Here is a 13,446-nt window from a genome sequence, read left to right as displayed (position 1 = left end):
TGCAGGCCGATCGCTCACGCCTCAGACTTGAGCGCCTGCAGGAATGCGGTGTTCGGATGCGCGTGCGGCAGGACATCCGTCACCTCGCGCAGCGCCTGCTCGATCGGGATCCCCCGGTGTCTCGCAGCGTAGAGCGCACCGACCGCGGGCGTGCGACTGACCGCTTGCACGCAGTGCACGAGCACGGTGCGTCCCTCGGCGCGCAGGGCCGCGATGACATCGACGGTGTCCGTGAGCACGAAGTCGAGGTTGGGGTTTGCCTTCTCTGCGGGCTCGTCGATCAGCCAGACCGCAACCTTGTTCTCGGCACGGATGCGGCCGGGCACCTGGGTGCGGCCGACCCGGCAGAGCGACACGACGGCGTCGATTTCCGCTGGCAGGTCACCCAGGATGCCGATCGCACCGAGCCAGACGCCATCGTCGTGCGGGTGCCGCACGAAGGTGGAAATGTCGCCGGAGGTGGAGTAGGGCAGGTGATCGGCGGTAGGCCAAGTGGTGGCGGCACGGTCTTTGCGGGACCGACGGTCGAGCACGGCCACGTCGCGGCGCTTGGCTGCACCAGGCTCGTTCCGGTCGGGGCTGGCCCGGTCGCGGCGCTCGGCCAGCCCCGGGGACCTCGACACGCCCGACCACCGGGACCGCCCACCGTCGGCGCGGGCGGCCAGCACACCGCGGCGCACCAGTTCGTCGGCGCGCAGTCCCTCCGGCCAGCCGTGCACGATGCGGCGCCAGGCGGCCGGCACCGCGGATGCGCCATAGCGCGCCCCGAGCAGCCCACCGGCGATCGCGGCGACCGTGTCGGTGTCGCGGCCGCCGCGCACGGCGATCTCGAGGGCGTCCTGCAGGTGCCCGGCAGGGGTGGCGGAGACGGTTTCCGCACCGGAAGCGCCACCCGGCGCGCTCCGCGGCTGGCTGATCGCCGACCAGGCCGCCTGCAGCGCCTCCACGACCCAGCCGTTCCGGCTGAAGTCGGAGGGAACGCCGGCCTCGGCCACGATGAAGCGCGCCTCCCAGAGCGCGCGGCGGTCGGCGGGCAGGGCGTCGAGGCCCACCCGAACGTCGAGGGTGCCCTCGAGCACCGCGTGCCGAATGGCCAGGCACCAGAGCACGCAGGCGTCGCCGGCATCCGTTTCATAATGGGTAAGCGTGCTGATCGTGCGGGCAACGCCGGCGAGCGCCACCGGGTCGTCGAGGTAGGCGAGCGCCACGGGCGCCGTGCGCATGAGCGAACCGTTGCCGCCGCTGCGGCCGTGCCGGTCGTGATGGGCGCGGGCGACGACGCGCACCGCGGATGCCGTGGGCTCGGTTCGGGAGAGCACCGCGCGCAGCTGGTTGCCCACGTCCGGTGCCGTGCGGGCCCACTCGACCCAGGCAGCCACGATCTCGTCGAGCACGGCCTCGTCGCGGAGGTCCTGACCGGCCGCGATCGCGTTGACGATCGGCACGGCCATGGAGGTGTCATCGGTCCACTCTCCGGGAGCCCAGTCGAACCCGCCGCCGCCCCTCATCGTGACCACGGCGTCGCCCGCGAGCGGCGGGCCGAACTCGTAGCCGGCGCCGAGGGCGTCGCCACAGGCCATGCCCAGCAGAACGCCGGCGGCGCGGTCCAGTTGTGCGGACGTTAGTTTCAAGCGTTTCCCCCGTGCAATCGTGCGGTCGTGCAGCCAATGAAGTCGGGCTCCGGCAGGCCCGTTTTCCGGGCCCCCCGAGGCACAAACCCCCGCGTCGAGCCTACGGGCGAAACGCCGCGTCCGTCGCCGCCGCATTCGAGGGTCAGTGCCGGCCGTGAATCGGGGGTCGTTCGTTTCCCCGCCCGCGGCCCTGCAGCACCTCCGCCCCTAACGAATTCGACGGAGATTTTGCCCATAAGCCCTGTTTTCGGCCTCAAACCGGCTCTTTTCGGCAAAATCTCCGTCGAATTGGTTCAAGGCCGGGCACGGGGCTCCGGATGCGGGGCTCCGGATGGGGGCTCCTCGGGTTCTACGCCGCCGACAGCACCACGGCGGTAACCATCTGGTCCCGGCCGGAATCCTTGGCCTGGTAGAGGGCCGCGTCGGCGCGCGCGAGCCAGTCCGCCACGGTCTCGTCCGGGGAGAGTTCGGCCAGGCCGACGCTCACGGTGCAGGCCAGCTCGGGCGCCAGGGCACCCCAGTGGTAGCCGCGAACGGAGGCCAGCAGGCGCTCGCACGCCTGCTCGGCACACTCCAGGGTGGTGTCCGCGAAAACGAGCAAGAACTCCTCGCCGCCCACGCGCACGGCCATATCACTGTCCCGGGTGACGGCGCGCAACAGGGTGGCCATGGCGTTCAGCACCTGGTCGCCGGTGGCGTGCCCGTGCTCGTCGTTGACCCGCTTGAAGTGGTCCATGTCGATCATGGCCACGCAGATCGGTTGCCGGGTGTCACGGGAGCGGCCCATCAGGGGCGGCAGCTGGCGGTCGAGCGCCCGGCGATTGGGCAGTCGGGTCAGCGGGTCGGTGTTCGCCTGGTGGTCCAGATCGTCGGCACGGATGCGCAGCCGCGCCGCATCGAGCTGCGACCGCTCCGCCTCGTGGCGGGCCTGCTCGATCCCCAGGGTGTTGATCAGCATCTGGGACTGGATGCCGGCCGTCTCGGTCGTGCGTTTCAGGATCAGGGCGTGCAGCTTCTCGAAGTGCCCGAGCGCCTGCTCGAACCGGCCGGACTCCTTGTGCATTTCGAACAAGGCCTGCTGCAGCTTGATGTGCAGAGCCGGATCGTCGTCGAGGGCGGCGACCAGCAGCTGGGCGTTCATCATCGCGGTGGCCCCATCGAGGTCACCCTCGGCCCTGGCCACCTCGGCCAGCTGCGCGTCGTTGTTCTCCTCGAGACTGCGGAACCCGTGCGCCTTCGCCAGAGCGCGGGCCCGGCCGGCCTGCTCGCGGGCCTCTTCGTGCTCGCCGAGTTCGATCAGGATGCTGACCAGGTTGGTGCGGGCGATGCTCTCGTAGAAGTTGTGCCGTTGGGCGTGGGCCACGGCCACGGCCTCCCGCACGAGCAGGAGGGCCTGCTTCAGGCCCATCTCCACGTTCATGCCCTGTGCGCTCTGCCGCTGAGCCTGGATCAGGCAGGTGTCACCGAGGTTGTTGAGACCCACGAACCGCGCCTCGGGGTCGTCGATCGTGCGCGTGAGGCCCAGCGCCTGCCGCCCCAGTTCGAGCGCCCGTTCGGACTCGCCCATGCCCTCGTGCACCATCGACGAACGGCTGAGCGCCCAGAATTCGGCCAGGGCGCTGCCACTGCCGCGGGCCGTCTCCACTGCCGCGAGCACGTGGCGCAGCGCCGGTTCGTAGAGCCCCGTGTCGCTGTAGGCCAGCACCAGGGTGCAGTGCACCTTGGACTGCCGCAGCAGATCGCCGGTGCCGTCCAGGAACTCCAGCGCCAACAGTCCCTGCTGAACGGATGCCTCATAGTCGCCCAGTCGCAGCCGATGCAGCGCCAGCAGTTCACGGGCCCGCGCCTGCTGCAGCAGCGTCGCCCCGGCCCGGGCCAGCACCGCCTCGGCCTGCCCGACACCGTCGAGATGGCTCCCACTCGCGCTCGATCGCTCGCAGTCGGCGAGGAGGTCGTCGATCGAGGATTCTGGCGCCGGTTCTGGCGCTGATTCTGGCGCCGGCGCTGCGTGAGGCGCTGCTGGTCGTGGCAGGTCGATGGCCGGTTGTCCCCCTGAGTCGTGTGCGGCATCCTGGTCTGAATGCATGTTCAGTCCCCCAACTGTTCGTGCTCAGACTGAACCTAGCAGTCGGCCTGCCTCAAAAAACCGGTTCTCGAGGGCATCGACGATGGCCCTCTGCCCCAAAACGAGGCGCACGCACGCCGACCCGCGGGGCACTCAGGGTGCCGACCTAGGATGAGATTATGACCGACCTCGCCGCTCCCCCTGCTTCCGACGCCCAGCGCCTGACCATGTTCGGGGCGGAGTGGTGCGGCGACTGCCGCCGGTCGAAGAAACTGCTCGACGCGCGGAACGTCGACTACGACTACGTCGACCTCCTGCTCGTGGGGGACGGCGCCGACCGTGCCCACGCGATCAGCGGCCGCACCCAGATCCCGGTGATCCTGTTCCCGGACGGCACCCATCTGGTGGAGCCCAGCGATTCGACTCTGCATGCGAAGCTGACCCAGCTCGGCAGCATCCGCTAACCGGCTCGCTTGCCCTCTCCGCGGCGGGGGCCGGCTCGCCTGCCCGAGTGCCTGCGCCCGGTTCAGGGGAAGTAGTCGGCGAGCACGTGCGCGGTCACGAGCGCGAGCTTGCGGTCGAGCCGCTCATACAGGGGCATCAGTGCCGTGGCGCCCGAGGTCGTGTGTACCACCCCGGCAGAGTCGAAGATCGCGATCGGCTCGAGGTCGCGCAGCAGCGCCCAAAACGGCTGGAAGAAGTACACGCTGCGACCGCCCGCCTCGAACTCATCGAGGGTCATCGCGACATACTCGGCCCGCGCCCGAACGGTGGAGGGGAAGTCGCGGAAGAACTCGCATCCGGGGTTCTCCGGATCTTCGTCGTGCAGCATGGGCGCCGGAACCGCGTACCACTCGTACCGGTCGTTGGTCGCGGTGGCCAGCGCGCTGGCGATCACCCGGTAGGTCAGCGCCCGGGCGGACGTGGCCGGTGTGGTCTTCGGGATGCCGAGTCCGGTCGCCACCTCGATACGCTTGACGATCGTGTGCGGGTTGAGCGCAGCCAGCATCTGGATCCAGCTGATTTTTTGCACGACCCCGTTGACCAGGAATTTGCAGCCGCCCTCGAGGTCCCACTGCACGCTCATGCCGTCCTGCTCGTCATGCACGATCAGGAGGCGGTCGGCCTCGTCGACCTCCACCCCGGAGATGCGGAGATGCGGATGCCGCCGCACCAGTTCGCTCGCTATCCACCACATCTGGGCGGTGAGGAAGCGGTCCGCCGGCGGGTTGTAGACCTCGTAGCCGTCGACCTCGCTCTCGCTGACGCCGCCGCTAACGCCGCCGCTGTCGCCGCTGTCGCCGCTGTCGCCACCGCTGTCGCCGCCACTGTCGCCGTCGCGGCCGGGCAGAAAGTTCTCGCCGGAATCGTTTGACTCTGCATCACTCATAGTCGCGTCCCTCCACTCGATACGGCTCTGCCCGCTCATCATCGTCGATCCGGGCCCCGAGCGAAACTCCCCGTTCGAGGTCGGTCGGCGCACGGGGTTCCTGCACAGCCGGACCCGTGCGGTGATTCTGCACACGCTGCGTCGGACCCGAGGTCCCGACCCCGGCCCGCGTCTACGGTACCGGCATGACCATCGCCGAGAGCCGTTCCCGTTCCCGTCACCGCTTCTCCGCCGATTCCGTGGGCGCCTACCTGCACGAGATCGGCCGTGTGCCGCTCCTGACCAAGACGGATGAGATCGAGCTCGCCCAGCGCATCGAGGTCGGGCTGCTCGCAGCGGAGAGACTCTCACGGCTGCGGCCGGGTGCTTCCGGCGAGGGGGCCGCCGACCTCGGGGAGGAGCTCCGCTGGCTCGCGGCCGACGGCGGGCGGGCCATGAATCACCTGATCTGCGCGAATCTCCGGCTGGTGGTGTCCGTGGCCCGGCACTTTACCGGCCGCGGGCTCGACCTCCTCGACCTGATCCAGGAAGGCAATCTCGGCCTGATCCGGGCGGCCCCACGTTTCGACCACACCCGCGGTTTCAAGTTCTCGACCTATGCCACCTGGTGGATCCGCCAGAGCATTCAACGCGCGCTGGCCGACCAGGCCCGAACCATCCGTCTCCCGGCCTACCAGGTCGAGGCGCTCACCGCCCTCAACCAGGTGCAGCACCGGCTGCGGCAGCGGTTCGGCCGCGACGGCACCATCGCGGAACTCGGCCAGGCCAGCGGGCTCACCACGCAACAGATCCTGACGCTGCGGAACCGCACCGGCCAGCCGCGGTCGATCGACGCCCCGGTCTGGGCCGACCTCGGCAGCGGCCTCGAGAACGTGCCCTTCGGCGACACCATTTCGGATGTCGCGGCGCTCGACCCGTGCGACGCCGCCGGCCGCACCCTCCTGCTGGAGCGCCTGGCCTGCCACCTCTCCCTCCTGCCCGACCGCGAAGCCAGCGTCCTGAGCATGCGGTACGGCCTCGGCGGCGACATCCCGAAGCCCCGGCGGGAGATCGGAGCGCACTTCGGTGTGTCCTACGACCGGGTGCGGCAGATCGAGCTTCAGGCCCTGGCCCGGCTGCGGCCTCCGTTAGCCTCTGGACGGGTTCCCGGGGCGCGGGTCAGCGCCAGCGCGGAGACTGCGGAACGGGGCGACGGCAGGTTCGCGGCAGCATCCGTTTCTCGAAGTGCTTGACGGCGAATCCTCCGCGAGCGTACCTTCAAACTGTTGCCCCGGACCCCGGCGACCGCACTGGAAAAGCCGACTGAGGGGGTTCGATGTTTGGGAACGCGGGTGCACAACCGCCGAAGGACGCCGAAGGCCGGGATTTGATCTCCGAGGCGTCGTGCTCGGTGCCGCCGGGGCTGGCGTGTCCCGCAGAGAGCAGCATCTCCCTGGTGAACGACGATTCGGTCGGGAACTGGCTCGAGGACTTGCCGGAGCGTTCCTGGGATGTCGGCCCGGGAGAGTAGTCCCGTCGGCCCGGCCCGAGGCGGCCCGAGCGGCGCATTCGCCCTCGCGCGGGAGCTGCACGAGCCTGGGAATGAATCCACAGAAACATGTGTTTGCATAGAAGTCGGCATCACGCCGGACTGCGCAGCTCAGAACGCGCATGCCAGACCCGACGCCAACAGCACACCGACCAGCTTCCCGCCAGAAAGGGACCCCGTGACTCCGCACACCTCCGGACTGCACCACGTCACCGCGATTGCCGGTGCACCGCAGCGCAACATCGACTTCTACGTGACCGGCCTCGGCCTGCGGCTCGTGAAGAAAACGGTCAACTTCGACGACCCCGGCACCTACCACCTCTATTACGGGGATGACGCGGGCCGCCCGGGTTCGCTGCTCACCTTCTTCCCCTGGACGGGCATCTCCAGCGGGCGCCCCGGCTCGGGCCAGTCCACGTCCACCGCGTTCTCGGTGCCGGCCGGCAGCCTCGGCTGGTGGGCCGGCCACTTCAGGCAACTCGGCGTCGAATCCGAATTCGTGCGCCGCTCCGCCGACGAGGAACGCCTCTCCCTGCGTGACCCCGACGGCCTGCAGCTGGACCTCGTGGCCTCGTCGACGGTTGATCCGCGCAATCCGTGGGACTCGGCATCCGTGCCCGCCGAGTACGCGGTGCGCGGCCAGCATTCCTCGGTGCTCACCGTCGCCGACCCGACCGGCACCGTCGAGGTGCTCACCCGCGACCTCGGCATGCACGTGATCGAGGAGACAACCGACCGCATCCGGGTGGGTGCCGGCGACGGAGCCCCCGGCAACATCGTGGACATCCTCGCCGACCCGAACGGACAGGTCGGCCTGACCGCCGGCGGCAGCGTGCACCACATCGCGTTCCGGGTGCCGGACAAGACCACGCAGGAGCAGTGGCGCCAGGAACTCGTCGCGCGCGGCTACGGCGTGACGGCGATCCTCGACCGGCAGTACTTCACGTCGATCTATTTTCGCGAGCCCGGCGGCGTCTTGTTCGAGATCGCGACGGACACCCCCGGCTTCGACATCGACGAGCCACTGCTGGAACTGGGCCGCTCGCTCAAGCTGCCGCCGTGGCTCGAGCCCAGCCGGGACCAGATCGAGCGCGCCGTCGTTCCGATCACCCTGCCGAGCGAGAACAACCCGGCCCTCGTCGCGGAGAAGTAGGACCGTCGATGACCGAGCAACGCGACTCCCCACAGACCGATCTCGACTGGGTGCACGTTTTCCGGGCGGGTTCGCCGACGGCATCCGGCGACTCGGGCCCGCCCGGCTCAGACCCCACGGATGTCTCCGCCCCCGTGCTGTTGATGCTGCACGGCACCGGCGGCGATGAGCGGGAGATCCTCACCCTTGCCGACGCGCTCGACCCCGGCGCGACCGTGCTCGCCCCGCGCGGTCGCGTCACCGAGGGCGGCATGCTGCGCTGGTTCCGCCGCCTCTCCGAGGGCGTGTTCGATGTCGAGGACGTGGTGCTGCGGGCCGGCGAACTGGCCGGTTTCATCGCCCGGGCCCGGCAGCACTACGACCTCGGCGGGCGCCGCATTATCGCCGTGGGCTTCTCCAACGGGGCCAACATCGCCCTGGCCACGGCCCTGCTGCACCCCGACGTTCTCGACCGGGTCGTCGCGTTCTCCGGCATGTTCCCGCTCGACGATCGCGCGCTCGCCACGGACCTCGCCGACACGACGGTGCTGATTCTCAACGGACGCTCCGACTTGATGGCCCCGCTCGCGAGCGCCGACCTGGCCGTCGCCACCCTCATCGGGCGCGGCGCCCAGGTCGACCGCGAGCTGCGCGACGGCGGTCACGGCATCGCCGCCACGGATGTCGCCGCCGCCCGAGCCTGGCTGGCCCGCCCCATGCAGACCCGCGCGTAGGCGTGCCGTGAGGGAGCAGCCCGTCGGGCCGGGCCTCGATTTCGAGTATCGAACGCAGCGACAGCGCGTGCTCTTCGGCACCGGGCGGGCCGGCGAGGTGCTCGGCGAGGTGCTCGGCGAGCAGCCGGCCACGGTGCAGGCCGGCGGCACGGTGCAGGCCGGTGGCACCGGCACCAGCACGGCGAGCGTGATCGCTACGGCGGGCACCTTGGGCGCCAGCGGCACCCCCGGCGCCCCGCGCGTGATGGTGATCGCGACCCGGCGGGAACTGGAGCGGTCCGCGGCGGTGCTCGCCGGCATCCGTTCGGTGCTGGTGTTCGATGAGGTCGTGCAGCACGTTCCGGCGGAGTCGGCCGAGCGCGCCCATCGGGCGGCCCAGGCGGCTCGCGTCGACGTGGTCGTTGCCCTCGGCGGCGGGTCGGCGATCGGGCTGGCCAAGATTCTCGCGTTGCGCAGCGAGCGGACCGGCGGACTGCCGATCGTGGCGGTGCCCACCACCTATTCCGGTTCGGAGGCCACCGCGGTCTGGGGGCTGGTCGAAAACGGGGTGAAGACCACCGGGTTCGATCCGAGGGTCCTGCCCGGAACCGTGATCTACGACGCCGACCTCACGCTGTCCCTCCCCCGCGAGCTGAGCGTGTCCAGCGCGCTGAACGCCCTCGCCCACGGCGTCGACGCCCTCTGGGCCCCGGGCGCGAACCCGGTCAGCGCGCTGCTCGCCACTGAGGGAATCCGGATGCTGGCCCACGCCCTGCCGCGAATCGCCGTGGCTCCCGGGGCCGGCCCGCACACCGCGGAGGCGGCCGGCTCGGACACATCGGGGAGCGATCCGGTTCTGGGGGGCGGCGGCATCCACGGAGCCCTGGCCGCCCGGAAGGATGCCCTCTATGGCGCGTATCTGTCGGCGAGCGCGTTCTCCAGCACCGGTTCGGGCCTGCATCACACGATCTGTCACGTGCTGGGCGGGGCTTTCGGGCTGCCGCACGCGCAGACGCACGCGATCGTGCTGCCGCATGTGGTCGCCCTCAACGCGCCCGCCGCCACCGAGGCCGAGGCGCGGATAGCCGCCGCCCTGGGCTCGCGCACCGCCGTCGAAGGGTTACTCGCCCTGCGGGACAGCCTGCACGCACCGACTGCGCTGCGGGACTTCGGGTTTCAGGAGTCGGACATCGCCCGGGCCGTGGCACTGATCCTGCCGGCCGTTCCCGCGTCGAACCCGCGCGCGGTCACCCCCGACGACCTGACTCTGCTGCTGCGGAATGCCTGGTCCGGCGCCGCCCCGGGCGGGCGCTAGCCGCTGGGTGGGCGGCGCGGGCGGGCGGCCCGGCGGTCTGCTCAGGCCGTCTCGGCGGGCCGTCTCCTCGGGCCGTCTCCTCGGGCCGTCTCCTCGGGCCGCGTTCCGATCAATCGGCGGGCCGTCTCCTCGGGCCGCGTTCCGATCAATCGGCGGGCCGTCTCGTCCGCGAACCGCCCAGTGTCGCCGTTTCTGCCCAATGACGCCGCTCTACCGGCGACGCTGGGCAGCAACGGCGACTCTCAGCGCAGCAGCGGGCCTACACCGCCGAAACCGACACGAGCGGTCGAGTGTCACGAGGGAGTGGCCCCGCCGACGCCAACACGCACCCCGCAGGCCCCGCCCGCCGGTTCCATTTGCCGCAGACACCTGCCGCGCTAGGCTGCCAGCGGAAAAAGGGAGACACGATGAGCTACACGGAAAGCGGCGACGGGGCCGAGCGGTACAACACCAAGCAGAACGGGTCCGAGCAGAGCATGGTTCCCGTCGAACGGACCCCCGCGGAGGCCACCGACCGCCTCTCGCGGAAGTTCGCGCAGGAATCGAGGCTGCGCATCCTCCGGAGCAAGGCCGCCGTCGCCCGGTCCGAAGTCGACGCGCTGACTGCCGTGCACCTCGACCCCGACACCCTCGAGGACCTGCTCGACACGGCCAGCCCGCGGGCGGCCGAACGATTGCGCACATCCGAGCACGAGATCAGCGTGCGCGTCGCCGACGCCCGTGAGAAGGCGGAAGCCGCCGAGGCCGCATACGAGCAGGCCGTGCTCGACGACTTCGACGAGGCCGAGCGCTAACCACACCGAACACGTCACACGAAGACGGCGTGTCCCTTGTACGGCGTGTCCCTCCTACGCCGTGTCGTGGTCCCGCTCCGCCTGCGCGATTCGGCCCACCGTTTTGAGGAAGCTGTCCGGGTTGAGCGAGATGGAGTCGATGCCCTCCTCCACCAGAAAGGCCGCGAAGTCGGGGTAGTTGCTCGGCGCCTGCCCGCAAATGCCGATCTTGATCCCGGCGGCGTGGGCCTTTTGAATGGCCTCGCGGATCATCTGTTTCACGGCGTCATCGCGTTCGTCGAAGAGGGCGGCGAGGTCCTCGGCGTCGCGGTCGACGCCCAGCACCAGCTGGGTAAGGTCGTTGGAGCCGATCGAGAAGCCGTCGAACCGGGTGGCGAAACGCTCCGCCAGGATCACATTGGCCGGAATCTCACACATCATGTAGATCTGTAGCCCGGACTCGCCGCGCACCAGCCCGTTCTCCGCCATCACCGCGAGCACACGGTCGGCCTCGGTCACGGTGCGGCAGAACGGCACCATCACGATCACGTTGTCGAAGCCGATCTTCTCCCGCACCTGCTTGATCGCCCGGCACTCGAGGGCGAAGCCCTCCCGGTAGCGCTCGTCATAGTAGCGGGAGGCGCCACGGAAGCCGAGCATCGGGTTCTCCTCCGAGTGCTCGAAGACCGACCCGCCGATCAGGTGCGCATATTCGTTGGTCTTGAAGTCGCTCATCCGCACGATCACGGGGTCAGGATGATACGGCGCGGTCAGCTTCGCGATACCGAGTGCGAGCGTTTGCACGAAGTATTCCTTCGGGTCCATATATCCCCGGGTGAGCTCCTCGATCTGACGGATGGCGGCCCGGTCGGTGACCCGCTCCGGGTGCACGAGCGCCATCGGGTGGATCTTGATCAGATTGTTGATGATGAATTCCATCCGGGCCAGCCCCACGCCGTCGGCCGGCAACCGCCACCACTCGAAGGCGGCGGCCGGGCTGGCGATATTGACCATGACCTTGGTGCGGGTTTTCGGCACGGTGCCAAGGTCGATCTCCTCGGTTTCGAAAGCCAGCTTGCCCTCGAAAACGTAGCCCTCGTCGCCCTCGGCGCAGGAGATCGTGATCATCTGGCCATCCGTGAGCGTGTCGGTTGCGATCCCGGTGCCGACGACGGCCGGCACGCCCAGCTCGCGGCTGACGATCGCGGCGTGGCTGGTGGGACCGCCGTGGTCGGTGACGATGCCGGCCGCGCGGGTCATGATCGGCACCCAGTCCGGATCGGTCATCTCGGTGACCAGGATGGCGCCGTCGACGAACTTCTCGATGTCGGCGGGGTCCTTGATCACGCAGGCCACGCCGCTCGCGATGCTGTCGCCGATCGCGACCCCGGTCACCAGCAGCGGTCCCGTCTCGGTCCGGGTGCTCACCGTGAACCGGGTGCCGCTCGCCTGCGAGTGCACGGTCTCCGGGCGCGCCTGCACCAGAAACAGTTCGCGGGTCAGGCCGTCTTTGGCCCATTCCATGTCCATCGGCCGGCCGTAGTGGTTCTCCACGATCACGGCCCAACGGCCCAGCTTCACGATCTCCGCGTCGGTCAGCACGAACGCCTGTCGCTCGCGATCGGGGGTGTCGATGGTGCGGGTGCGGGCGCTGCCGCCCTTGGCGTAGACCATCTTGCGGGCCTTCTCGCCGAGAGTTTTCTCAATGATGGGCGTGCAGTCGGGCTGGTCGAGCAGCGCCTTGAACACCAGGTATTTGTCGGGATTGACCGTGCCCTGCACCACCGTTTCGCCGAGCCCCCAGGCGGCGCTGATCACGGCCACGCCCGGAAAGCCGGTGTCGGTGTCGATGGAGAACATCACCCCGGAGCCGCCGACGTCGGCTTGGATCATCCGTTGCACGCCGATCGAGAGCGCCACCTCGAGGTGGTCGAATTTCTTGACCTCGCGGTAACTGATCGCCCGGTCGGTGAAGAGCGAGGCGTAGCAGCGGCGGCAGGCGTCGAGCAGATCGCGCTCGCCCGTCACGTTGAGGAACGTCTCCTGCTGGCCGGCGAAGCTGGCGTCGGGCAGGTCTTCGGCGGTGGCGCTGCTGCGCACGGCCACGGGCAGGTTCGGGTGCCCGGCCTTCTCCGACAGTTCCCGATACGAGGCACGGATGCCGTCGGCAATGACCGCGGGAAACTCACCCCCCAGGAACAGTTCGCGCAGGGCCTCGCCCGTGACGCGCAGCGAGGCGCGGCCGTCGTGGAACAGGTCGAGCTGGCGCCGCAGTGCCGGCTCGATCCCGTTCGCCGCGATGAACGCGCGATAGGCGTTCGCGGTCGTCGCGAATCCGTCGGGCACCTTCACGCCATCATCGCTGAGGGCACGCACCATCTCGCCCAGCGACGCGTTCTTGCCGCCGACCTGCGGAATGTCACCCAGTCCGATCTCGTTGAACCACACCACACTGCTCTCGAGCATTGTTCTTCCACCCCTCAGTGAGTTCTGCGACCCGGTGATCTACGGCCCTACGGCCCTGCGGCCGCGTGGCCGCGGATTGTGCCACGTGGTGGCAACCTACTCCCCCCGAAAGTGTCTCCGGCTCGTTGAACCGCGCCCCGAACGAATTCGACGGAGATTGTGCCAAAATCCATCCCAAACACACCGGAAAGCCGCTTTTTCGCCAGAATCTCCGTCGAATTGGTTCGACGTCGAGCATCCGTGCTTGCCAGGCTGCGCAGGCCTGCGGGCTCGCGGAGAACGACAGTTCCGGTCGAGTTCGGCCCGCAGACCTGTCGCACTCGACCGAAGGTGTCGAACTCGGCAGCGGATGGCCAGAGCCGCACCACACCACCGCCGCACCACACCACCGCCGCACCACACCACCGCCGCACCACTGCCGCACCACACCACC

The 13,446-nt window shown here is 69.5% G+C and carries 10 protein-coding genes; 6 read left to right on the top strand and 4 right to left on the bottom strand.

The features are described 5' to 3' along the window. Positions 1-14: 14 nt before the first annotated feature. Both CXY81_RS16550 and CXY81_RS01950 read right to left on the bottom strand, forming a co-directional pair. Positions 15-1,631, bottom strand: coding sequence for an ADP-ribosylglycohydrolase family protein (locus tag CXY81_RS16550; protein WP_199182909.1), 1,617 nt, complete (start codon positions 1,629-1,631; stop codon positions 15-17). A 349-nt stretch (positions 1,632-1,980) separates the two neighbouring features. After that, entirely contained in the window at positions 1,981-3,513 is a 1,533-nt protein-coding gene (locus CXY81_RS01950; RefSeq protein WP_104193798.1) for a GGDEF domain-containing protein, read from the bottom strand. Positions 3,514-3,875: 362 nt separating this feature from the next. Here CXY81_RS01950 and CXY81_RS01945 point away from each other — a divergent pair, with 362 nt between their 5' ends. After that, positions 3,876-4,160, top strand: coding sequence for a glutaredoxin family protein (locus CXY81_RS01945; protein WP_104193797.1), 285 nt, complete (start codon positions 3,876-3,878; stop codon positions 4,158-4,160). A gap of 62 nt (positions 4,161-4,222) precedes the next feature. Here CXY81_RS01945 and CXY81_RS01940 read toward each other — a convergent pair whose 3' ends face one another. Next, the gene (locus CXY81_RS01940) at positions 4,223-5,086 is read right to left on the bottom strand and encodes a hypothetical protein (protein ID WP_104193796.1); all 864 of its coding nucleotides are present in this window, start codon (positions 5,084-5,086) and stop codon (positions 4,223-4,225) included. Positions 5,087-5,271: 185 nt separating this feature from the next. Between CXY81_RS01940 and CXY81_RS01935 the strand changes: the two genes are divergently transcribed. The 5 genes from CXY81_RS01935 to CXY81_RS01910 all read left to right on the top strand — a co-directional run bounded on the left by CXY81_RS01935 (position 5,272) and on the right by CXY81_RS01910 (position 10,568). Beyond that, entirely contained in the window at positions 5,272-6,318 is a 1,047-nt protein-coding gene (locus CXY81_RS01935) for a sigma-70 family RNA polymerase sigma factor (RefSeq protein ID WP_104193795.1), read from the top strand. Positions 6,319-6,792: 474 nt separating this feature from the next. Further along, on the top strand, positions 6,793-7,767 hold the full coding sequence (locus CXY81_RS01925) for a ring-cleaving dioxygenase (protein ID WP_104099468.1): 975 nt from the start codon (positions 6,793-6,795) through the stop codon (positions 7,765-7,767). A gap of 8 nt (positions 7,768-7,775) precedes the next feature. After that, on the top strand, positions 7,776-8,480 hold the full coding sequence (locus tag CXY81_RS01920) for an alpha/beta hydrolase (RefSeq protein ID WP_104193793.1): 705 nt from the start codon (positions 7,776-7,778) through the stop codon (positions 8,478-8,480). A gap of 7 nt (positions 8,481-8,487) precedes the next feature. Further along, positions 8,488-9,774 (top strand): maleylacetate reductase, encoded by a 1,287-nt coding sequence (locus CXY81_RS01915; protein ID WP_233193925.1) that lies wholly within the window; start codon positions 8,488-8,490, stop codon positions 9,772-9,774. 407 nt (positions 9,775-10,181) lie between these two features. After that, positions 10,182-10,568 (top strand): hypothetical protein, encoded by a 387-nt coding sequence (locus tag CXY81_RS01910; protein ID WP_104193792.1) that lies wholly within the window; start codon positions 10,182-10,184, stop codon positions 10,566-10,568. A 54-nt stretch (positions 10,569-10,622) separates the two neighbouring features. On the opposite strand, the gene ppsA is transcribed toward CXY81_RS01910, so the two are convergent. Further along, the gene (gene ppsA / locus CXY81_RS01905) at positions 10,623-13,013 is read right to left on the bottom strand and encodes a phosphoenolpyruvate synthase (protein WP_104193791.1); all 2,391 of its coding nucleotides are present in this window, start codon (positions 13,011-13,013) and stop codon (positions 10,623-10,625) included. Positions 13,014-13,446 lie beyond the last annotated feature (433 nt).

Source organism: Cryobacterium sp. M25 (genome assembly GCF_002929635.1).
Classification (GTDB): Bacteria; Actinomycetota; Actinomycetes; order Actinomycetales; family Microbacteriaceae; genus Cryobacterium; species Cryobacterium sandaracinum.
This window is presented reverse-complemented; position numbering and strand designations above follow the sequence as displayed.